The organism is Serratia sp. CY76391 (genome assembly GCF_052166695.1).
Taxonomy (GTDB): domain Bacteria; phylum Pseudomonadota; class Gammaproteobacteria; order Enterobacterales; family Enterobacteriaceae; genus Serratia; species Serratia nematodiphila.
In genome coordinates this window covers 58610-79829 of sequence record NZ_JBJNOJ010000012.1, presented here as the reverse complement: position 1 = coordinate 79829, position 21220 = coordinate 58610, and the positions used below count along the sequence as shown (strand labels likewise).

Below are 21220 nucleotides of genomic sequence, written 5' to 3'. Positions count from 1 at the left end.
TATCAGGCCTTGGCGGCGGCAGCGTCAGCCTGGGAAGACTGGATCGCCGTCAGCGCAACGGTGTAGACGATATCGTCAACCAGTGCGCCGCGCGACAGGTCGTTCACCGGCTTGCGCATGCCTTGCAGCATCGGCCCGATGGAGACCAGGTCAGCGGAACGCTGTACCGCTTTGTAGGTGGTGTTGCCGGTGTTCAGATCCGGGAAGATGAACACGGTCGCCTGGCCGGCCACCGGTGAATTCGGCGCCTTGGATTTGGCAACGTCGGCCATGATGGCGGCGTCGTACTGCAGCGGGCCGTCGATGATCAGGTCCGGGCGTTTTTCCTGCGCCAGACGGGTCGCTTCGCGCACTTTCTCGACGTCGCTGCCCGCACCGGAGTTGCCGGTGGAGTAGGAGATCATCGCTACGCGCGGCTCGATGCCGAAGGCCGCGGCGGAATCCGCAGACTGGATGGCGATTTCAGACAGCTGCTCGGCGGTCGGATCCGGGTTGATCGCGCAGTCGCCGTAGACCAGTACCTGGTCAGGCAGCAGCATGAAGAACACGGAGGACACCAGCGAGCTGCCCGGCGCGGTTTTGATCAGCTGCAACGGCGGACGGATGGTGTTGGCGGTGGTGTGAACCGCGCCGGAGACCAGACCGTCGACTTCGCCTTGTTCCAGCATCAGGGTGCCGAGCACCACGTTGTCTTCCAGCTGCTCGCGCGCGACCACTTCGGTCATGCCCTTGCTCTTGCGCAGCTCAACCAGACGCGGCACGTAGTTTTCACGCACGGCGACCGGATCGACGATTTCGATGCCTTTGCCCAGCTCAACGCCTTGCGCCGCCGCGACGCGCTGGATCTCGTCCGGGTTGCCGAGCAGCACGCATTCCGCGATGCCGCGTTCGGCACAGATGGCCGCCGCTTTCACGGTGCGCGGCTCGTCGCCTTCCGGCAGCACGATGCGCTTGCCGGCTTTACGCGCCAGTTCGGTCAGCTCGTAACGGAACGCCGGTGGAGACAGGCGGCGTGAACGCTCGGAGGTGGCGGTCAGCGAATCGATCCACTCGGTGCTGATGTGGCTGGCCACGTAGTTCTGCACTTTCTCGATGCGCTGGTGGTCGTCCGCCGGCACTTCGAGGTTGAAGCTCTGCAGGCTCAGCGAGGTCTGCCAGGTGTTGGTGTCGACCATGAACACCGGCAGGCCGGTCTGGAAGGCGCGTTCGCACAGCTTCTTGATCGGCTCGTCGATGGCGTAGCCGCCGGTCAGCAGGATGGCGCCGATTTCCACGCCGTTCATCGCCGCCAGGCAGGCGGAGACCAGCACGTCAGGGCGGTCTGCGGAGGTCACCAGCAGGGAGCCTGGGCGGAAGTGTTCCAGCATGTGCGGAATGCTGCGCGCACAGAAGGTCACGGACTTCACGCGGCGGGTCATGATGTCGCCTTCGTTGACCACGCGGGCCTTCAGGTGGCGAGCCATGTCGATGGCGCGGGTGGCGATCAGATCGAAGCTCCACGGCACGCAGCCCAGAACCGGCAGCGGGCTGTTGGCGAACAGCTGCGCAGGATCGACGTGGGCGATGCTGGCCTTGGTGGAGTCGTCGAAGATTTCGGACAGGTCAGGACGGGTGCGGCCCTGATCGTCGACCGGCGCGTTCAGCTTGTTGATGATAACGCCGGTGATGTTTTTGTTCTTGCTGCCGCCGAAGCTGGTGCGCGCCAGTTCGATGCGCTCTTTCAGCTGCGCCGGGGAGTCGTTGCCCAGCGCCAGCACGAAGACGATCTCGGCGTTCAGGGTTTTGGCGATCTCGTAGTTCAGCGCGTTGGCGAACTGATGCTTGCGGGTCGGCACCAGGCCTTCGATCAGCACCACTTCCGCGTCTTTGGTGTTCTCGTGGTAACGCGCCACGATCTCTTCCATCAGCACGTCTTGCTGGTTGGAGCTCAGCAGGCCCTCAACGTAGTCCATGCGCAGCGGTTCGGCCGCCGTAATGGTGGAGTTGCTGCTGCGGATGATGGTGGTGGTCTGGTCGAGTGCGTTGTCGCCGGTGCGCGGTTGAGCGATAGGCTTGAACACGCTCAGACGAACGCCTTTTTGCTCCATGGAGCGGATGACACCCAGGCTGACGCTGGTCAGGCCGACGCTGGTGCCGGTGGGGATCAACATAATAGTACGTGACACAGAATAGTCCTCTTCACGATTAACATGAGGCTAAAACAACACCGTCAGCCTGGGCTGACGGTGTTTTGAGAGCATTACGCGGTCAGGCGGGATGCGTCCTGCGCGATGACCAACTCTTCGTTGGTCGGGATCACCAGCGCCAGGCGGCTGCCGTCTTTGGTGATGGCGCCGGATTTGCCGAAGCGAGCGGCCATGTTGCGGTCGTGATCGATTTCGAAGCCCAGCAGGCCCAGTTTGTTCAGGGTCAGCTCACGCACCATGCCGGCGTTCTCGCCGATGCCGCCGGTGAAGATCACCGCGTCCAGACGGCCTTCCATCAGCGCGCTGTAGGCGCCGACGTATTTGGCCAGACGGTGGCAGAACACGTCCATGGCGCGTTTGGCGTCGGCTTTGCTGTCGTAGTTGTCTTCAACGTAACGGCAGTCGCTGGTGACTTCGGTCAAGCCCAGCAGGCCGGATTCTTTGGTCAGCATCTTGTTGATCTGATCAACGCTCATGCCCAGAGAATCGTGCAGGTGGAAGATGATAGCCGGATCGATGTCACCGCTGCGGGTGCCCATTACCAGGCCTTCCAGCGGGGTCAGACCCATAGAGGTGTCAACACACTGGCCGTTGCGTACTGCGGTGACGGAGCCGCCGTTGCCCAGGTGGCAAGTGATCACGTTCACTTCTTCCACCGGCTTGTTCAGCATCTTCGCGGCTTCCTGAGTCACGTAGAAGTGGCTGGTGCCGTGTGCGCCGTAGCGGCGAACGCCGTGGTCGCGGTACAGGCTGTACGGCAGGGCGTACAGGTAAGATTCTTCCGGCATGGTCTGGTGGAACGCGGTGTCGAACACGGCAACGTTCTTGTCAGCCAGGTGAGGGAAGGATTTCAGCGCTTCCGCGATGCCGATCAGGTGAGCTGGGTTGTGCAGTGGTGCAAACGGCACGGAATCTTTGATACCCTGCAGAACTTCGTCGTTGATCACGGCGGAGGCGGTGAACTTCTCGCCGCCGTGCACGATGCGGTGGCCGATGGCGGTCAGCTGCGCGGAAAGCTCTGGTTTTTGTGCCAGAATAGTATTAACAATGAAGTTCAGCGCTTCGCTGTGTGCAGCGCCGGCCCCCAGGGCAGCTTCGTGTTTGGCGCCGTCCATTTTCCACTTGATGCGAGCTTCAGGCAGGTGGAAACACTCGGCCAAACCGGAGAGGAATTCGTCGCCGTTAACGGCATCGATGATGGCGAATTTCAGAGAAGAACTGCCGCAGTTAAGAACCAGTACTAGCTTACTCGACATGGAAGTACCTACTTAAATAGTCGTGTTGTTAAAAGAAAATCGAACACACGTGGTGAATTAATCGTCAATCAGACAACAAGCGTAGCGCATAGTGCCGATGACATTTATGATTAACATCATGTGAAGTGCACAAATCACAGGATGATGGAAAAACCGATGATTTCTCTGCGGTTTAAATAATCTTGATTTTTATAGGGCTAAAAGTTGACAAAATTTACGTCATCTTCTACCGGCCACAAGGCCGGCTTAGGATACCGATAGCCCGGTGCAAACACAAAATAAATTTAAAGCTTCAAATTTTTTAGTATGGTCTCTGGCAGCACGCTTTTAGTTTCTTTACGTGACGTTGAGGTACGCAATGACGAGCAAACCGTCCGGTTCCGTAAGCTGGTTTCAGGTCTTCCAGCGCGGGCAGCATTATATGAAAACCTGGCCGTCAGACAAACGTCTGGCACCGGTCTTTCCGGAGAACCGCGTTGCGCGTGCCACCCGTTTCGCTATTCGTTTCATGCCGCCGTTGGCGATTTTCACGCTGACCTGGCAGATCGCGCTCGGCGGCCAGCTCGGCCCGGCGATCGCCACCGCGCTGTTCGCTTGCAGCCTGCCGATGCAGGGCTTGTGGTGGCTTGGGCGCCGTTCGGTCACGCCGCTGCCGCCGACGCTGTTGCAATGGTTCCATGAGGTCCGTAACAAGCTGACGGAAGCCGGACAGGCGGTGGCGCCGCTCGAAGGCACGCCGACCTATCAGACGTTGGCTGATTTGCTCAAGCGCGCCTTCAAGCAGCTGGACAAAACCTTCCTCGACGATCTGTAAATGAAAAAAGGCCGCGCTGTGCGGCCTTTTTCGTCTAAGCGCCAATAACCCCGGTTTAAATCAAAGAACGGTCGAGTTGTGATTTCCTGCGTTCTTGCGCTGTGCGATGCTCCCGCCATCACACAGAAATGAGGAAATCCTGATGGAAATGACCAACGCCCAGCGGCTGATCCTGTCGAATCAGTACAAGATGATGACCCTGCTCGATCCGGACAACGGCGATCGTTATCGCCGGTTGCAAACCATCGTCGAACGCGGCTTCGGTTTGCAAATGCGCGAGCTGGATCGCGACTTCGGCGAACTGAGCGAAGAGGTGTGCCGCACCATCATCAACGTGATGGAGATGCATCATGCGCTGCAGGTTTCCTGGGGCAACCTGAAAGAGAAGCAGGATCTGGACGAGCGCCGCCTGGCGTTTCTCGGTTTCGATGCCGCGACCGAGGCGCGCTACCTGAGTTACGTGCGTTTCCTGGTCAGCACCGAGGGGCGCTATACTCACTTTGATTCCGGCAGCCACGGTTTTAACGCCCAGACCAAAATGTGGGAAAAATATCAGCGTATGCTGGCGATTTGGCAGGCCTGCCCGCGCCAGTATCATTTGAGCGCCGTTGAGATAGCGCAAATCATCAATGCTTGATTAAGAAGAGGTTTTCTGTGGAGTGTAAGGGTTTTCTGTTCGATCTTGATGGCACCCTGGTGGATTCGCTGCCGGCGGTAGAGCGCGCCTGGACGCACTGGGCCGAGCGCCGCGGCGTCGACCCGCAAGCGGTGCTGGACTTCATTCACGGTAAACAGGCCATTACTTCTCTGCGCCACTTTATGCCGGGCGAAAGCGAAGCGGAAATTCAGCGTGAATTCCAATTGCTGGAGCAGGTGGAAGCGCAGGATACCGACGGCGTTCGCGCGCTGCCTGGCGCGATTGCGTTGCTGGAGCGCCTGAACGCGCTCGGCATCCCTTGGGCGATCGTCACCTCCGGTTCGGTGCCGGTGGCCGGCGCTCGCCGCCAGGCCGGCGGTTTGCCGCAGCCGGCGGTGTTCATCACCGCTGAGCAGGTTAAACATGGCAAGCCGCAGCCCGACGCCTATCTGCTGGGCGCCGAGCGCCTGGGGCTGGCGCCGCACGAGTGCGTGGTGGTCGAAGACGCACCGGCCGGCATTCTCTCCGGCCTGGCGGCGGGTTGCCAGGTGATTGCGGTCAACGCCCCGGCCGATGCGCCGAAGCTGGAGCAGGTCGACCTGCGGCTGGATTCGCTGGCGCAGATCGCCGTCGATAAAACGGTGCAGGGCGCGATCGTTCGCCGGCTGGCCTGAGCGGCATTATCTTCACCCTAATTGATTAGACCCCGCCTCGGCGGGGTTTTTTTATGCTATTTTTTAGGCCCTTGGACATTTGCCGGATGAGGCCGTTTTGAACAGCGAATTACTGTGGGTGCTGAGTTTACTGCTGATTGCCATCGTGCTGTTTACCACCAACAAGCTGCGTATGGACGTGGTGGCGCTGTTGGTGATTATCGCTTTCGTGCTGAGCGGCACGCTCAGCCTGCAGGAGGCGACGGTCGGTTTCAGCGATCCCAACGTGATTTTGATCGCCGCGCTGTTCGTGATCGGCGAAGGGCTGGTGCGCACCGGCGTGGCTTATCAGGTGGGCGATTGGCTGGTCAAAGTCGCCGGCAGCAGCGAAACCAAAATGTTGATGCTGCTGATGGTGACGGTCGCCGGGCTGGGGGCATTTATGAGCTCGACCGGCGTGGTGGCGATCTTTATCCCGGTGGTGCTCAGCGTGACGGCGAGAATGAAGATCGCGCCGGGGCGGCTGATGATGCCGCTCAGTTTCGCCGGGCTTATCAGCGGCATGATGACGCTGGTGGCCACGCCGCCCAACATGGTGGTCAACAGCGAACTGGTGCGCGAAGGCATCCATGGTTTCGGTTTCTTCAGCGTGACGCCGATCGGCCTGGCGGTGCTGGCGCTGGGCGTCGGCTACATGCTGATCGCCCGCCGTTGGCTGGGCAGCAGTGACACGGGCAAAGCCGGCGACGACTGGCAGCGCCGCACCTTCCGTGACCTGATCCGCGATTATAAGCTGACCGGCCGTGCGCGGCGGTTGGCTGTCCGCAGCGCTTCGCCGCTGATCGGGCGTTCGCTGGACGAGCTGCACCTGCGTGCGCGCTATGGCGCCAACGTGGTGGGCATCGAGCGCTGGAAACGCTTCCGGCGGGTGATGGTCAGCGCCTCCGGCAGCACCGAGCTGCGCGAGGGCGACGTCCTCTTGATCGACATGTCGGACAGCCAGGTCGATCTGCGCGAATTCTGCGGCGAACAGCGGCTGGAGCCGATGGTGCTGCGCGGTGATTACTTCTCTGAACAGTCGCGCAACGTCGGCATGGCGGAGGTCTCGCTGATCCCGGACTCGGCGCTGCTGGGCAAAAGCCTGCGCGAAGCGGCGTTCCGCAGCCGCTACGATCTGAACGTGGTGGGTATCCGCCGCCACGGCGAGACGCTGGGCGGCAAGTTGGTGGACGAGCCGCTGGAGCTGGGCGACATCTTGCTGGTGATCGGCGACTGGAAGGCGATTCGTCAGCTGCAGGCCAAAACCCACGACTTTATCGTGCTCAATCTGCCGGCCGAGGTGGACGAAGTGGCACCGGCCATCACGCAGGCGCCGCACGCGCTGTTTTGTCTGGCGCTGATGGTGGCGATGATGCTGACCGACGAAATCCCCAACCCAATCGCGGCGCTGATCGCCTGTTTACTGATGGGCAAGTTCCGCTGCATCGACATGGAGAGCGCCTATAAATCGATCCATTGGCCGAGCATTATTTTGATCGTCGGCATGATGCCGTTCGCGCAGGCGCTGCAAAAGACCGGTGGGGTGGATCTGATCGTCAGCGGGCTGATGGACGTCGCCGGCGGCGCGGGGCCGCGCGTGATGCTGCTGTGCCTGTTCGTCTTGTGCGCCACCATCGGCCTGTTTATTTCCAACACCGCGACGGCGGTGCTGATGGCGCCGATCGCCATTGCCGCCGCGCGCGAAATGGGGGTATCGCCATACCCGTTCGCGATGATTATCGCCGTCGCCGCGTCCGCCGCCTTTATGACGCCGGTCTCTTCACCGGTCAATACGCTGGTGCTGGGGCCGGGCAATTACAAGTTCGGCGATTTCGTGCGGCTCGGTGTGCCGTTCACCCTGTTGGTGATGGCGGTCAGCGTGATTGTGGTGCCGTGGCTCTACGGTTTTTAACGGCGCAGCGAGGCTGCGCCGGCGGGGTTACAGCGAGCTGTCGAGGCTGATTTCGTCCAATGACAGGCTGAAACTGGGAATGAATACCTCCATGAAGTAGTCCATTTCCGGGCTGCGGCGCTGCTCCAGGGTTTTATCCAGCCGCGCCTTGGCCAGGGTGAATTCGTTGTTGCCGGCAGACAGCTCCTCCAGGCATTTCAGGTAGGCGCACAGTGCGTCCGCCTGCTTGACCACCTGTTTTTCATCTTCGCTGTAGTAGTGCTCATCGAGAATGGTGCGGAAATCGTTGCGCAGCTCAGCGGGGATCATGTCCAGCAGCTTTTGCTGGGCGATCTTTTCGATCTTCTTGTACTCGTGGGCGATCTGCGGATTGTAGTACTTGATCGGCGTCGGCATGTCGCCGGTGATCACTTCGCTGGCGTCGTGGTACATCGCCAGCAGGGCAACGCGGTCGGCGTTGAGATTGCCGTTGAATTTGCGGTTCTTGATCACCGCCAACGCGTGGGCGACAAAGGCCACCTGCAGACTGTGTTCGGAGACGTTCTCGGTACGCACGTTGCGCATCAATGGCCAGCGGTTGATCAGTTTCAGGCGGGACAGATGGGCGAAGAAATGGCTCTGGCTCATGGTGCTCTCTTTAACGGCAAGTGAGGGCCCCATTGTGAAGCAGTGACGGCGAATTTTGCAACCGGGCAATGAGAGAAGGGCGCAGCAAGGCGCTGCGCCCCAGGCGATTACTGATGGTAGCCTTCAAGGAAGCGGCCCAGCTTGCCGACCGCCATTTCCAGCTCGTCTACGCGCGGCAGGGTGACGATACGCACGTGATCCGGGTAGGGCCAGTTGAATGCGCTCCCCTGCACCAGCAGCACTTTTTCCTGCAGCAGCAGATCCAGCACCAGTTTCTGGTCGTCATGGATATTGAAGCGTTTGGCATCGATGCGCGGGAACATATACAGCGCGCCCTGCGGCTTCACGCATGAGACGCCCGGAATGTCGTTGAGCAGTTCCCAGGTGCGGTTGCGCTGTTCGTACAGACGGCCGCCGGGCTGAATGAATTCGCTGATGCTTTGATAACCGCCCAGCGCGGTCTGAATGGCGTGCTGCATCGGCACGTTGGCGCACAGGCGCATCGAAGCCAGCATCTCCAGCCCTTCGATATAGCCTTTGGCGTGCTTCTTCGGCCCGTTCAGCACCATCCAGCCTTGACGGAAGCCCGCCACGCGGTAGGTTTTCGACAGGCCGTTGAAGGTCACGGTCAACAGATCCGGCGCCAGCGCAGCGATCGAATGATGCTCCGCTTCGTCATACAGGATCTTGTCGTAGATTTCGTCGGCGAAGATGATCAGGTTGTGTTGGCGGGCGATCTCGACGATCTGCTCCAGCAGCGCTTTGCTGTATACCGCGCCGGTCGGGTTATTCGGGTTGATGATCACGATGCCGCGGGTGCGCGGGGTGATCTTGCTGATGATGTCGTCCAGATCCGGGAACCAGCCGGCCTGCTCATCGCACAGGTAATGTACGGCCTTGCCGCCGGACAGCGAGACCGCGGCGGTCCACAGCGGATAGTCCGGCGCCGGCACCAGCATTTCGTCGCCGCTGTTGAGCAGCGCCTGCATGGATTGAACGATCAGCTCGGAGACGCCGTTGCCAATGTAGATATCCTCAACGGTCACGTCACGCATGTTGCGCGCCTGATAGTGCTGCATGATCGCTTTACGCGCCGAGAAGAGGCCCTTGGAGTCGGAGTAACCTTGCGCCGTGGGCAGATTGCGGATCACGTCGACCAGGATTTCGTCCGGGGCGTCGAAGCCGAACGGGGCAGGGTTGCCGATGTTCAGTTTCAGGACTTTGTTGCCTTCTTCTTCAAGACGTTTAGCTTCTTTAAGCACCGGGCCGCGAATGTCATAGCAGACGTTGTCCAGTTTGCTGGATTTCTCAATGGGGGACATAAAAAGTTGAGCCTTTTGCTGGGATAGGGGCGCTCCTACCGTGGGACGCCGCAACCCGCCCAATGTACTCCTGGCGTAGTTGCTTTTGAAGGGTTTTGCACGCCTTTGGTGCAAATGCATGTCGTAACGGGGGATTTTAGTTATGATAAGCAAAGGTAAAGTTATTTTGTGGTTCATAATTTCATGAACTATAATTTTACTAGGGTTTTGTTCTGTGAAATTGCGTGTCGATAAACGAGACGTGCCGGCGATCGCGGCCGGTAGCAGTGAAATGATAAGCCGAAAGTGAGAATGGGCTTCAATAAACTGTAAAGGAACGATAATACCGGAGTTGTCTGATAGCGGGTTGCCGGTTAGCGCACCACACTAAGAAAATGGCATATTTACATTAGCTTTACTTTATATTTCAGCTTAAGCATTGTTTATGTGGTTATAGGATTATTATTTAAAGTAAAAATCTTACTGATTGAATTTATTAAATTCATTGAGTGATAACACGAAGTGGGTGCCGTTAATTATTTATTTTTCTTACTCTGTAATGCAGTCTGAACGCCGGTTGATAAGGATTCTCAGTAGCACGAATGGAGTGGAAATTAGGCGGTATCAATGAGTAAAATCTCAGGTTCGGTGGGGGTTTTCCCTTTCCACCGGTATTCAGTCTCCCGCGTTCTATAAGCACCATCGATAGATCGCATTTTAAAAGGCGATAGAGGTAACGAATCATAAGTAATTTTTTTGCCCTCCACTTATGAGTGGGGTACTGTCATAACAGGTGCCGTCCTTTTCAACGGCGTCTGAGAAACACACCAGGGTAGTAGTTCGTAAATTAGAATTTAAAAAAGTGAAGAATACACTATGACAACTGCAAATCGTCCGATACTTAATCTCGACCTCGATCTGCTAAGAACCTTTGTTGCGGTTGCTGATTTGAATACCTTCGCGGCGGCGGCTGTTGCCGTTTGCCGTACGCAATCAGCCGTCAGCCAACAAATGCAGCGATTAGAGCAACTGGTCGGCAAAGAACTGTTTGCCCGCCATGGGCGCAACAAACTCCTGACTGAGCATGGTATTCAGCTTCTCGGTTATGCCAGGAAGATCCTGCGCTTTAACGACGAAGCCTGTACCTCGCTGATGTACAACAATATTAAAGGTGTTCTGACCATCGGCGCTTCCGACGACACCGCCGATACCATTCTGCCTTTCCTGTTGAACCGCGTGACCGCCATCTATCCGAAGCTGGCCATTGACGTGCGCGTAAAGCGCAGCACGACGATGGTCGATCTGCTGGAAGAGGGTGAGATCGATCTGGCGGTGACCACGGCCGATCCGGCCGGGCACCCGCACATCGTGCTGCGCACGTCGCCGACGCTGTGGTACTGCGCTGCCGATTACCACTATCAGGCCGGCGAACCTATCCCGCTGGTGGTGATGGATGAACCAAGCCCGTTTCGCGCGCTGGCGATCAAACAGTTGGACGAAGCCGGTATCCCGTGGCGTATCGCCTACGTCGCCTCCACGCTGTCTGCGGTGCGGGCGGCCTGTAAGGCCGGCCTGGGCGTGACAGCGCGGCCGATCGAGATGATGAGCCCCGATCTGCGGGTGCTGGGCGCGGTGGAAGGTTTGCCGCCGCTGCCGGATACCCAGTATGCGCTGTGCAAAAACGCGCAGTGCAGCAACGAACTGGCAATGGCCATCTTCAGTGCGATGCAGGGCGGCAATGACGGCTATGGCTTCAACGGCGCGGAAGCCGGTCTCCAGGGCGATCAGGATGACGCCAGCCTGGTGGACGAAGAAGAATAACGCCGCGGCGTTAGATCTGATGAAAACCTCTGCTTCGGCGGAGGTTTTTTTTGCCCTTTTTTTGGCGATTTTTACTGTTATAGGGATTTAATGACGATTTTGTTATGAGTTGGCTGTTTTATTAACTTTTAAGCGTTGCTGAAAAGAGAATTTGACCGGGTTTAAGATGCTGGGTTTATTTTTTGAACAATAAGATTGAATGAGTTAAAGGCATGGTAATAGCAGGGTTATTTTGTTAGCTTATGACGGCCGTTTTTGCGGCGTAATTTGAGGAAAATTGTTAAAGGGCCACACTTTTTTTGAGGATTTATGCTGAAAACGTGTCCTGGATCAAAAAAATACCCCTAGGTAGTGAGTGGAAGAACAGGGAATTCCTGAGACAATGGTATAGTAAAACTGAAATGTGCATGTTGGTTTATATCTATCTGTTTCTACACAAAAATTAACTGACACGATTTAGCCTGTCCCTGGCGCATCAAATGTTAATCAAATGATACGTATGTAAACTAGTGTGTAGATACTTTTGTCAAAGTTGACAAAAGGTTATAGAAAGGAGTAAAAAGCCCACAGAAAAACGCTGCCTAACTCGCTGTAAAAGCAGTTTGTTTGTGTGGTTATTTATCCTTCCCTTAAATCGATGTGGCGCACTAACTGCCGGTGACAAGAGCAGTGCGATCGACGCCACTTTTGATGAGTAAGCATAGAGTATGTCAACAACCACTGAAGTTATCGCTCATCACTGGGCGCTCGCCGTATTTCTCGTCGTGGCTATCGGGCTTTGCGGCTTAATGCTGCTGGGTGCGTTCTTCTTGGGCGGGAGAGCCCGGGCGCGCGCCAAACACACCCCGTTTGAATCAGGTATCGACTCCGTCGGCACGGCGCGCATGCGCTTGTCCGCCAAGTTCTACCTGGTGGCCATGTTCTTCGTTATTTTCGACGTTGAAGCCTTATACCTGTATGCCTGGTCGGTCTCGATTCGCGAGAGCGGCTGGGTGGGCTTTATCGAAGCCGCCATTTTCATTTTGGTGCTATTGGCCGGTCTGGTTTATCTGGTGCGCATCGGCGCGTTGGATTGGACTCCGGCGCGTTCCCAACGCCGCAGCAAACCGAGCACGATCACTAACACCAACAGTCATCCGCAGTAACAGCGAGGCATTAAGATGGACTATACGCTCACCCGCATAGACCCGAACGGTGAGAACGACCGTTATCCCCTGCAAAAACAGGAGATCGTCGCCGATCCCCTGGAACAACAGGTTCACCGCACGGTTTACATGGGTAAACTCGAACATGCGCTGCATGACATGGTGAACTGGGGGCGTAAAAACTCTATTTGGCCGTATAACTTCGGCCTTTCGTGCTGTTACGTGGAGATGGTGACGTCGTTTACCGCCGTTCACGACGTGGCGCGTTTCGGCGCGGAAGTGTTGCGCGCCTCCCCGCGTCAGGCTGACCTGATGGTGGTGGCCGGCACCTGCTTCACCAAGATGGCTCCGGTCATCCAACGCCTGTACGAGCAGATGCTGGAGCCCAAGTGGGTGATCTCGATGGGCGCCTGCGCCAACTCCGGCGGCATGTACGACATCTATTCCGTGGTGCAGGGCGTGGACAAGTTCCTGCCGGTCGACGTGTACATTCCCGGCTGCCCACCGCGTCCGGAAGCTTACATGCAAGCGCTGATGCTGCTGCAGGAATCCATCGGCAAAGAACGTCGCCCGCTGTCGTGGGTTGTCGGCGATCAGGGCGTTTACCGCGCCAATATGCAGTCTGAAAGAGAGCGTAAACACGGCGAGCGCATCGCGGTGACCAACCTCCGGACGCCTGACGAGATTTAAGACGTTCATTTAACGTCCATCTTAGTGCGCTATTGGTTAACACAGCGAAAAGTGAAACTTGCGGCGAATAACCCTTTAGTGTGGTGAAAAAAAATTATGACAGATTTGACGACGCACGACGCCTTGCCTGCCTGGCAGACCCGAGATCACCTTGACGACCCGGTGATCGGCGAACTGCGCAACCGTTTTGGGCCGGAAGCCTTTACTGTTCAGGCCACCCGCACCGGCATGCCCGTGGTATGGGTTAAACCTGACCAGTTACTGGAAGTAATGACGTTCCTGAGAAAACAGCCGAAGCCGTATGTCATGCTGTTCGATTTGCATGGCGTGGACGAACGTCTTCGCACCCACCGCGACGGCCTGCCCGCTGCGGATTTCTCCGTTTTCTACCATCTGATCTCCATCGAGCGCAACCGCGACATCATGCTGAAGGTGGCGCTGTCTGAAAAAGACCTGCACGTGCCGACGGCGACCAAGGTGTTCCCGAACGCCAACTGGTATGAGCGCGAGACCTGGGAAATGTTCGGCATCACCTTCGACGGCCACCCGCACCTGTCGCGCATCATGATGCCGCAGACCTGGGAAGGGCACCCGCTGCGTAAGGACTACCCGGCGCGCGCCACTGAATTTGATCCTTTCGTGCTGACCAAGCAGAAAGAAGATCTGGAGATGGAAGCGCTGACCTTCAAGCCGGAAGACTGGGGCATGAAGCGCGGCACCGAGAACGAAGACTTCATGTTCCTCAACCTCGGCCCGAACCACCCGTCCGCGCACGGTGCGTTCCGCATCATTCTGCAGCTGGACGGCGAAGAGATCGTCGACTGCGTGCCAGATATCGGCTATCACCACCGCGGCGCCGAGAAGATGGGCGAGCGTCAATCCTGGCACAGCTACATTCCGTACACCGACCGCATCGAGTACCTCGGCGGCTGCGTGAACGAAATGCCTTACGTGTTGGCGGTTGAAAAGCTGGCCGGCATCAAGGTGCCTGAGCGTGTCGACACCATCCGCGTGATGCTGTCCGAGCTGTTCCGCATCAACAGCCACCTGCTGTACATCTCCACCTTCATTCAGGACGTCGGCGCGATGACCCCGGTGTTCTTCGCCTTTACCGACCGTCAGAAGATCTACGATCTGGTGGAAGCGATCACCGGTTTCCGTATGCACCCGGCCTGGTTCCGCATCGGCGGCGTCGCGCACGATCTGCCGCGCGGCTGGGATCGCCTGCTGCGTGAATTCCTCGACTGGATGCCGAAGCGTCTGGACTCCTACGTGAAAGCGGCGCTGAAGAACAGCATCCTGAAAGGCCGCTCCATCGGCGTCGCGTCTTACAACGCCAAAGAAGCGCTGGAGTGGGGCGTGACCGGCGCCGGCCTGCGTGCGACTGGCGTTGAGTTCGACGTGCGTAAATGGCGCCCGTACTCCGGCTACGAGAACTTCGACTTCGAAGTGCCGGTCGGCGACGGCACCAGCGACTGCTACACCCGCGTGATGCTGAAGGTGGAAGAGCTGCGCCAGAGCCTGCGCATCCTCGAACAGTGCCTGAACAATATGCCGGAAGGCCCGTTCAAGGCCGATCACCCGCTGACCACGCCGCCGCCGAAAGAGCGCACGTTGCAGCACATTGAAACGCTGATCACCCACTTCCTGCAGGTTTCCTGGGGCCCGGTGATGCCAGCCAACGAATCATTCCAGATGATTGAAGCCACCAAAGGGATCAACAGCTACTACCTGACCAGCGACGGCAGCACCATGAGCTACCGCACCCGGGTACGTACGCCGAGCTTTGCGCACCTGCAGCAGATCCCATCGGTCATCCGTGGCAGCCTGGTTTCCGACCTGATCGTCTATCTGGGTAGTATCGATTTTGTAATGTCAGATGTGGACCGCTAACTATGCATGATCAAAAAGACAATCACGCAGTCAATGATGCGCTCGAGCCCATCAACGCAGCCGCTTCTCAGAGCGGCGTTGATGCATTTGTACTGAGCGCGGAAGAACGTGATGCGATCGAGCACGAAAAGCACCATTACGAGGATCCGCGCGCCGCTTCCATCGAAGCACTGAAAATTGTGCAGAAGCAGCGCGGTTGGGTTCCGGACGGTGCGATTTACGCCATCGCGGAAGTGCTGGGCATCCCCGCCAGCGACGTAGAAGGCGTGGCCACGTTCTACAGCCAGATTTTCCGTCAGCCAGTAGGACGTCACGTGATCCGTTATTGTGACAGCGTTGTTTGTCACATCACCGGTTACCAGGGCATTCAGGCCGCTATCGAGAAGAAGCTGAACATCAAACCGGGTCAAACCACCTTTGATGGCCGCTTCACGCTGTTGCCGACCTGCTGTCTGGGCAACTGCGATAAAGGGCCGACCATGATGATTGACGAGGACACTCACAGTCAGCTGAAGCCTGAAGATATCGAGACGCTACTGGAGCAGTATCAATGACCAAGCACATTGTACGCACTCCCGAAACGCATCCGCTGACCTGGCGTCTGCGCGATGACAAGCAGCCACTGTGGCTGGACGAATACCGCAGCAAAAACGGCTATGCCGGTGCGGAAAAGGCCCTGAGGGGCCTGGCGCCCGACGAGATCGTCAGCCTGGTTAAAGATTCCGGGCTGAAGGGCCGCGGCGGCGCGGGCTTCTCCACCGGTTTGAAGTGGAGCCTGATGCCGAAGGACGAATCCATGAACATCCGTTACCTGCTGTGTAACGCCGATGAGATGGAGCCGGGCACCTATAAAGACCGCCTGCTGATGGAGCAGCTGCCGCACCTGCTGGTGGAAGGCATGCTGATCTCCGCGTTCGCGCTGAAAGCCTACCGTGGCTACATCTTCCTGCGCGGTGAGTACATCGAAGCGGCGGCGCACCTGCGTCGCGCCATCGCGGAAGCCACCGAAGCCGGCTATCTGGGCAAGAACATTCTCGGCACCGGGTTTGATTTCGAGCTGATCGTGCACACCGGCGCCGGCCGTTACATCTGCGGCGAAGAAACCGCGCTGATCAACTCGCTGGAAGGCCGCCGCGCCAACCCACGCTCCAAGCCGCCATTCCCGGCCAGCGCCGGCGTGTGGGGCAAGCCGACCTGCGTCAACAACGTCGAAACGCTGTGCAACGTGCCGGCCATTTTGGCGAACGGCGTGGAGTGGTACACCGGCATCTCCGGCAGTGAAGACAAAGGCACCAAGCTGATGGGTTTCTCCGGCCGGGTGAAAAATCCGGGCGTCTGGGAGCTGCCGTTCGGCACCACCGCGCGTGAAATCCTGGAAGACTACGCCGGCGGCATGCGCGACGGTCTGCGCTTCAAAGCCTGGCAGCCGGGCGGCGCGGGCACCGACTTCCTGACCGCCGATCACCTCGACCTGCCGATGGAATACGGCGCGATCGGTAAAGCCGGCAGCCGTCTCGGCACCGCGTTGGCGATGGCGGTAGACCACGAAATCGGCATGGTGCCGCTGGTGCGCAACCTGGAAGAGTTCTTCGCCCGCGAGTCCTGCGGCTGGTGTACGCCATGTCGCGACGGCCTGCCGTGGAGCGTGAAGATCCTGCGTGCGTTGGAAAACGGCGAAGGGCAGCCGGGGGATATCGAAACCCTCGAACAGCTGTGCCGTTCCCTCGGCCCGGGCAAAACCTTCTGCGCCCACGCGCCAGGTGCCGTAGAGCCACTGCAAAGCGCGATTAAATATTTCCGTGAAGAGTTCGAGGCGGGTATCGCCGTGCAGCACTTCGGCAACGCTCATGCGATTGGCGGCATTCAGCCGAACAATCTGCTGAAGCAGCGCTGGTAAGCCGAATTCGCCCGAACACGGCCAGAATTTTTGATTAACGCCTGCCGCAAGGCAGGCCACTTGGAAGCATGCTGACTATGGCTACGATTCATGTAGACGGCAAAGAGTATGAGGTAGACGGGGCGGACAACCTGCTGCAGGCTTGTCTCTCCCTCGGCCTTGATATTCCTTACTTTTGCTGGCATCCGGCGCTGGGAAGCGTCGGCGCTTGCCGCCAATGTGCGGTAAAGCAATACCAAAACGCGGAAGATACGCGCGGCCGTTTGGTGATGTCCTGTATGACCCCGGCATCCGATGGCACCTTTATCTCTATCGATGACGGCGAAGCGAAGCAGTTCCGTGAAAGCGTGGTTGAGTGGTTGATGACCAACCACCCGCACGATTGCCCGGTCTGTGAGGAAGGCGGTAACTGTCACCTGCAGGATATGACGGTAATGACCGGCCACAGCTTCCGTCGCTACCGCTTCACCAAGCGCACCCACAACAACCAGGAACTGGGGCCGTTTATCTCGCACGAGATGAACCGCTGCATCGCCTGCTATCGCTGCGTGCGTTACTACAAAGACTATGCGGACGGCACCGACTTCGGCGTGTACGGCGCGCACGACAACGTCTACTTCGGTCGCCCGGAAAGCGGCACGCTGGAAAGCGAGTTCTCCGGCAACCTGGTGGAAGTGTGCCCGACCGGCGTTTTCACCGATAAAACGCACTCCGAACGCTACAACCGTAAATGGGACATGCAGTTCGCGCCGAGCATTTGCCAGCAGTGCAGCATCGGCTGTAACACCAGCCCGGGCGAGCGCTATGGTGAGCTGCGCCGTATCGAAAACCGTTACAACGGCAGCGTGAACCACTACTTCCTGTGCGACCGTGGCCGTTTCGGTTACGGCTACGTCAACCAGAAAGATCGTCCGCGTCAACCGCAGCAGCTGCGCGGCGACGACTGGATCACCCTGAACGCCGAGCAGGCGATGCAGGGCGCGGCAGACATCCTGCGTCAGGCGAAGAAAACCATCGGCATCGGCTCCCCGCGCGCCAGCCTGGAAAGCAACTTCGCACTGCGCGAGCTGGTCGGCGCCGAGAACTACTACACCGGTATCGCTCAGGCGGAGCAATCACGCCTGGCGCTGATGCTGAACGTGCTGAAGAACGGCGGCGTTCATACGCCGGCGCTGCGTGAGATCGAAGATTACGACGCGGTGCTGGTGCTGGGCGAAGACCTGACGCAAACCGGTGCGCGCATCGCGCTGTCCGTGCGCCAGGCCGTCAAGGGCAAAGCCCGCGCGATGGCGGCGGCGCAACGCGTGGCCGACTGGCAGATCGCGGCGGTGCAGAACATCGGTCAGCACGCCAAGTACCCGCTGTTCACCACCAACGTCGACAACACTCGTCTGGATGACATCGCCGCCTGGAACTACCGCGCGCCGGTAGACGAGCAGGCGCGCTTCGGCTTCGCCATCGCGCACGCGCTGGATAGCGCAGCGCCGGCGGTGAACGATCTGGCCGAAGGCCTGAACAAGAAAGTCGACATCATCGTGCAGGCGCTGACCGGCGCACGCAAACCGCTGATCATTACCGGCAGCAACGCCGGCAGCGAAGCCATCATCGAAGCGGCGGCCAACATCGCCAAAGCGTTGAAGGGCCGCGGTTCCGACGTCGGCATCACCTTCGTGGCGGGCGCCGCCAACAGCATGGGCCTGGCGATGATCGGCGGCGGTTCGCTCGATCAGGCGCTGGAACAGCTGGCGAGCGGCGCAGCCGATACCGCCATCGTGATGGAAAACGATCTCTATCGTCATGCGCCGGCGGCGCAGGTGGACGCAGCGTTGGCCAAGGTCAATAACCTGATCGTCGCCGACCACCAGCGCACCGCGATCATGGACAAAGCCAATCTGATCCTCTCCTCGGCCAGCTTCGCCGAGAGCGACGGTACGCTGATCAACCAGGAAGGCCGCGCGCAGCGCTTCTTCCAGGTATACGATCCGGCTTATTACGACGACGCCAAGAAGAATCAGTTCACCGTGATGCTGGAAAGCTGGCGCTGGATGCACTCGCTGCACTCCACCTACACCAGCCGCCACGTGGACTGGACCCAGCTCGATGACGTGATCGCCGCTTGCGTCGCCGCGTTGCCGCAGCTGCAGGGCATCGTCGATGCTGCGCCGGACGCGACGTTCCGCATTCGCGGTCAGAAGCTGGCGCGTTCGCCGCACCGTTCCAGCGGCCGTACCGCCATGCGCGCCAACATCAGCGTGCACGAGCCGCGTCAGCCGCAGGATAAAGACACCATGTTCGCCTTCTCGATGGAAGGGAACAACAGCCCGCTGGCCGATCGTCAGCAGATCCCGTTCGCCTGGGCGCCAGGCTGGAACTCACCGCAGGCATGGAACAAGTTCCAGGCCGAAGTGGGCGGCAAACTGCGCCACGGCGATCCGGGCGTGCGCCTGATCGAAGCGGGGGAGGGCAGCCTCGGTTACTTCGACCGCGTGCCTGCCGCGTTCAATCCGAACGACGGCTGGCGTGTCGCGCCTTACTACCACCTGTTCGGCAGCGATGAAATGTCGCAGCGCTCTCACGTGATCCAGCAGCGTATGCCGGAAGCCTACGTGATGGTCAACCCGGCCGATGCGGCGACGCTTGGCGTCAATGCGGGCAGCCTGGTGGAGTTCAGCTGCGCGGGCCAGACTCTGCGTCTGCCGGTGCGTCTGAGTGAAACCCTGACCCAGGGCCAGGTTGGTTTGCCGCTCGGCTTGCCAGGGATCCCGCCGATCTTGGTGGGTGCTAAGGTAGACAATCTGCGGGAGGCGGCACGATGAGCTGGTTTACCCCTGAGGTGATCGACATCTTGATCGCCATTCTTAAAGCGGTCGTGATCCTGTTGGTGGTCGTGGCGTGCGGGGCATTCATGAGCTTCGGCGAACGCCGCCTGCTCGGCCTGTTCCAGAACCGTTACGGACCGAACCGCGTAGGCTGGGGCGGCTCGCTGCAGCTGGTCGCCGACATGATCAAAATGTTCTTCAAGGAAGACTGGGTGCCGAGATTCTCCGACCGGGTGATCTTCACCCTGGCGCCGATGATCGCCTTTACTTCCCTGTTGCTGGCATTTGCCATCGTGCCGGTCAGCCCGACCTGGGCGGTGTCCGATCTCAACATCGGTATTCTGTTCTTCCTGATGATGGCCGGCCTGGCGGTGTACGCCGTGCTGTTCGCCGGCTGGTCGAGCAACAACAAATACTCGCTGTTGGGCGCGATGCGCGCCTCCGCGCAAACCCTGAGCTACGAAGTGTTCATCGGCCTGTCGCTGATGGGCGTGGTGATGCAGGCGGATTCGTTCAACATGCAGGCCATCGTTGAATCTCAGGCGCACGTCTGGAACGTCATTCCGCAGTTCTTCGGCTTCGTGACCTTCGCGATCGCCGGTGTGGCGGTGTGTCACCGTCACCCATTTGACCAGCCGGAAGCCGAGCAGGAACTGGCCGACGGTTACCACATCGAATATTCCGGCATGAAGTTCGGTCTGTTCTTCGTGGGGGAATACATCGGTATCGTCACCGTGTCCGCCCTGATTGTGACGTTGTTCTTCGGCGGCTGGCAGGGTCCGTTCCTGCCGCCATTCATCTGGTTCGCGTTGAAAACGGCCTTCTTCATGATGATGTTCATCCTGATCCGCGCCGCGCTGCCGCGTCCGCGTTATGACCAGGTGATGTCCTTCGGCTGGAAAGTGTGCCTGCCGCTGACGCTGCTGAACCTGCTGGCAACCGCCGCGGTCATTTTGTACAACGCTCAATAAGGGGTGAATAAACCATGACATTGAAAGAGTTAGTGGTTGGTTTCGGCACCCAGATGCGCAGCATTTGGATGATTGGCATGCATGCCTTCGCCAAGCGCGAAACCCAGATGTATCCGGAAGAACCGGTGTACCTGCCGCCACGCTACCGCGGCCGCATCGTGCTGACGCGCGATCCGGACGGCGAAGAGCGCTGCGTCGCCTGTAACCTGTGTGCGGTTGCCTGCCCGGTCGGCTGTATCTCGCTGCAAAAGGCAGAACAGAAAGACGGCCGTTGGTATCCGGAGTTCTTCCGCATCAACTTCTCGCGCTGCATCTTCTGCGGCCTGTGCGAAGAGGCTTGCCCGACTACCGCTATCCAGCTGACGCCGGATTTCGAACTGGGCGAGTACAAGCGTCAGGATCTGGTGTACGAAAAAGAAGATCTGTTGATCTCGGGGCCGGGTAAATATCCGGAATATAACTTCTACCGGATGGCCGGTATGGCGATTGACGGCAAAGCCAAAGGCGAAGCCGAAAACGAAGCCAAACCGATCGACGTCAAAGGTCTGTTGCCCTAAGG

Annotated in this window: 17 protein-coding genes; 13 read left to right on the top strand and 4 right to left on the bottom strand. The window is 58.8% G+C overall.

Translation table 11 applies throughout. The features are described 5' to 3' along the window. Positions 1 to 2 precede the first annotated feature (2 nt). Together pta and ackA are read right to left on the bottom strand one after the other, a co-directional pair. Positions 3 to 2165, bottom strand: coding sequence for a phosphate acetyltransferase (gene pta / locus ACJ8PN_RS20020; protein ID WP_031300545.1), 2163 nt, complete (start codon positions 2163 to 2165; stop codon positions 3 to 5). A gap of 74 nt (positions 2166 to 2239) precedes the next feature. Next, the gene (gene ackA, locus ACJ8PN_RS20015; protein ID WP_004936063.1) at positions 2240 to 3442 is read right to left on the bottom strand and encodes an acetate kinase; all 1203 of its coding nucleotides are present in this window, start codon (positions 3440 to 3442) and stop codon (positions 2240 to 2242) included. Positions 3443 to 3800: 358 nt separating this feature from the next. Here ackA and yfbV point away from each other — a divergent pair, with 358 nt between their 5' ends. The 4 genes from yfbV (at position 3801) to ACJ8PN_RS19995 (ending at position 7497) form a co-directional block, all read left to right on the top strand. Next, positions 3801 to 4256 carry a terminus macrodomain insulation protein YfbV gene (gene yfbV, locus ACJ8PN_RS20010; RefSeq protein ID WP_004936061.1) on the top strand — a complete coding sequence of 152 codons (456 nt, stop codon included), beginning with the start codon at positions 3801 to 3803 and terminating at the stop codon, positions 4254 to 4256. A 142-nt stretch (positions 4257 to 4398) separates the two neighbouring features. After that, positions 4399 to 4893, top strand: coding sequence for a YfbU family protein (locus ACJ8PN_RS20005; protein WP_004936059.1), 495 nt, complete (start codon positions 4399 to 4401; stop codon positions 4891 to 4893). A 17-nt stretch (positions 4894 to 4910) separates the two neighbouring features. Next, positions 4911 to 5567, top strand: coding sequence for a sugar phosphatase (locus ACJ8PN_RS20000; protein ID WP_171454445.1), 657 nt, complete (start codon positions 4911 to 4913; stop codon positions 5565 to 5567). 79 nt (positions 5568 to 5646) lie between these two features. Then, positions 5647 to 7497, top strand: a complete 1851-nt coding sequence (locus ACJ8PN_RS19995) for an SLC13 family permease (protein WP_071796811.1) — start codon at positions 5647 to 5649, stop codon at positions 7495 to 7497. A gap of 27 nt (positions 7498 to 7524) precedes the next feature. On the opposite strand, the gene yfbR is transcribed toward ACJ8PN_RS19995, so the two are convergent. Both yfbR and ACJ8PN_RS19985 read right to left on the bottom strand, forming a co-directional pair. Further along, positions 7525 to 8124: a 5'-deoxynucleotidase gene (gene yfbR, locus ACJ8PN_RS19990; RefSeq protein WP_015378582.1), complete on the bottom strand. Its 600-nt coding sequence runs from the start codon at positions 8122 to 8124 to the stop codon at positions 7525 to 7527. A gap of 107 nt (positions 8125 to 8231) precedes the next feature. After that, a complete protein-coding gene (locus ACJ8PN_RS19985) occupies positions 8232 to 9446 on the bottom strand; it encodes a pyridoxal phosphate-dependent aminotransferase (RefSeq protein WP_019453720.1) in 1215 nt (404 codons plus the stop codon). Positions 9447 to 10301: 855 nt separating this feature from the next. Between ACJ8PN_RS19985 and lrhA the strand changes: the two genes are divergently transcribed. The 9 genes from lrhA to nuoI all read left to right on the top strand — a co-directional run bounded on the left by lrhA (position 10302) and on the right by nuoI (position 21218). Further along, positions 10302 to 11246 carry a transcriptional regulator LrhA gene (gene lrhA, locus ACJ8PN_RS19980; RefSeq protein WP_004936045.1) on the top strand — a complete coding sequence of 315 codons (945 nt, stop codon included), beginning with the start codon at positions 10302 to 10304 and terminating at the stop codon, positions 11244 to 11246. Positions 11247 to 11953: 707 nt separating this feature from the next. Next, positions 11954 to 12391, top strand: coding sequence for an NADH-quinone oxidoreductase subunit NuoA (nuoA, locus tag ACJ8PN_RS19975; protein WP_004936040.1), 438 nt, complete (start codon positions 11954 to 11956; stop codon positions 12389 to 12391). A gap of 15 nt (positions 12392 to 12406) precedes the next feature. Continuing rightward, positions 12407 to 13081, top strand: a complete 675-nt coding sequence (locus tag ACJ8PN_RS19970; protein WP_004936039.1) for a NuoB/complex I 20 kDa subunit family protein — start codon at positions 12407 to 12409, stop codon at positions 13079 to 13081. A 96-nt stretch (positions 13082 to 13177) separates the two neighbouring features. Then, on the top strand, positions 13178 to 14974 hold the full coding sequence (gene nuoC, locus ACJ8PN_RS19965) for an NADH-quinone oxidoreductase subunit C/D (protein WP_004936036.1): 1797 nt from the start codon (positions 13178 to 13180) through the stop codon (positions 14972 to 14974). A 2-nt stretch (positions 14975 to 14976) separates the two neighbouring features. After that, entirely contained in the window at positions 14977 to 15528 is a 552-nt protein-coding gene (gene nuoE, locus ACJ8PN_RS19960) for an NADH-quinone oxidoreductase subunit NuoE (protein ID WP_253718480.1), read from the top strand. Beyond that, entirely contained in the window at positions 15525 to 16871 is a 1347-nt protein-coding gene (gene nuoF / locus ACJ8PN_RS19955) for an NADH-quinone oxidoreductase subunit NuoF (RefSeq protein WP_351109448.1), read from the top strand. The genes nuoE and nuoF overlap by 4 nt, the downstream gene beginning before the upstream one ends. A 77-nt stretch (positions 16872 to 16948) precedes the next feature. Further along, on the top strand, positions 16949 to 19687 hold the full coding sequence (nuoG, locus tag ACJ8PN_RS19950; RefSeq protein ID WP_049234003.1) for an NADH-quinone oxidoreductase subunit NuoG: 2739 nt from the start codon (positions 16949 to 16951) through the stop codon (positions 19685 to 19687). After that, the gene (gene nuoH, locus ACJ8PN_RS19945; protein ID WP_004936022.1) at positions 19684 to 20661 is read left to right on the top strand and encodes an NADH-quinone oxidoreductase subunit NuoH; all 978 of its coding nucleotides are present in this window, start codon (positions 19684 to 19686) and stop codon (positions 20659 to 20661) included. The genes nuoG and nuoH overlap by 4 nt, the downstream gene beginning before the upstream one ends. A 14-nt stretch (positions 20662 to 20675) precedes the next feature. Beyond that, complete coding sequence (nuoI, locus tag ACJ8PN_RS19940; protein WP_004936019.1) at positions 20676 to 21218, top strand: NADH-quinone oxidoreductase subunit NuoI; 543 nt, start codon at positions 20676 to 20678, stop codon at positions 21216 to 21218. Positions 21219 to 21220 lie beyond the last annotated feature (2 nt).

Excerpts from the sequence above, each read along its gene's own strand:
- ackA (WP_004936063.1), bottom strand. The coding sequence starts at position 3,442 with ATGTCGAGTAAGCTAGTACTGGTTCTTAACTGCGGCAGTTCTTCTCTG.
- yfbV (WP_004936061.1), top strand. The coding sequence starts at position 3,801 with ATGACGAGCAAACCGTCCGGTTCCGTAAGCTGGTTTCAGGTCTTCCAG.
- ACJ8PN_RS20005 (WP_004936059.1), top strand. The coding sequence starts at position 4,399 with ATGGAAATGACCAACGCCCAGCGGCTGATCCTGTCGAATCAGTACAAG.
- yfbR (WP_015378582.1), bottom strand. The coding sequence starts at position 8,124 with ATGAGCCAGAGCCATTTCTTCGCCCATCTGTCCCGCCTGAAACTGATC.
- ACJ8PN_RS19985 (WP_019453720.1), bottom strand. The coding sequence starts at position 9,446 with ATGTCCCCCATTGAGAAATCCAGCAAACTGGACAACGTCTGCTATGAC.
- lrhA (WP_004936045.1), top strand. The coding sequence starts at position 10,302 with ATGACAACTGCAAATCGTCCGATACTTAATCTCGACCTCGATCTGCTA.
- nuoA (WP_004936040.1), top strand. The coding sequence starts at position 11,954 with ATGTCAACAACCACTGAAGTTATCGCTCATCACTGGGCGCTCGCCGTA.
- ACJ8PN_RS19970 (WP_004936039.1), top strand. The coding sequence starts at position 12,407 with ATGGACTATACGCTCACCCGCATAGACCCGAACGGTGAGAACGACCGT.
- nuoC (WP_004936036.1), top strand. The coding sequence starts at position 13,178 with ATGACAGATTTGACGACGCACGACGCCTTGCCTGCCTGGCAGACCCGA.
- nuoE (WP_253718480.1), top strand. The coding sequence starts at position 14,977 with ATGCATGATCAAAAAGACAATCACGCAGTCAATGATGCGCTCGAGCCC.
- nuoF (WP_351109448.1), top strand. The coding sequence starts at position 15,525 with ATGACCAAGCACATTGTACGCACTCCCGAAACGCATCCGCTGACCTGG.
- nuoG (WP_049234003.1), top strand. The coding sequence starts at position 16,949 with ATGGCTACGATTCATGTAGACGGCAAAGAGTATGAGGTAGACGGGGCG.
- nuoH (WP_004936022.1), top strand. The coding sequence starts at position 19,684 with ATGAGCTGGTTTACCCCTGAGGTGATCGACATCTTGATCGCCATTCTT.
- nuoI (WP_004936019.1), top strand. The coding sequence starts at position 20,676 with ATGACATTGAAAGAGTTAGTGGTTGGTTTCGGCACCCAGATGCGCAGC.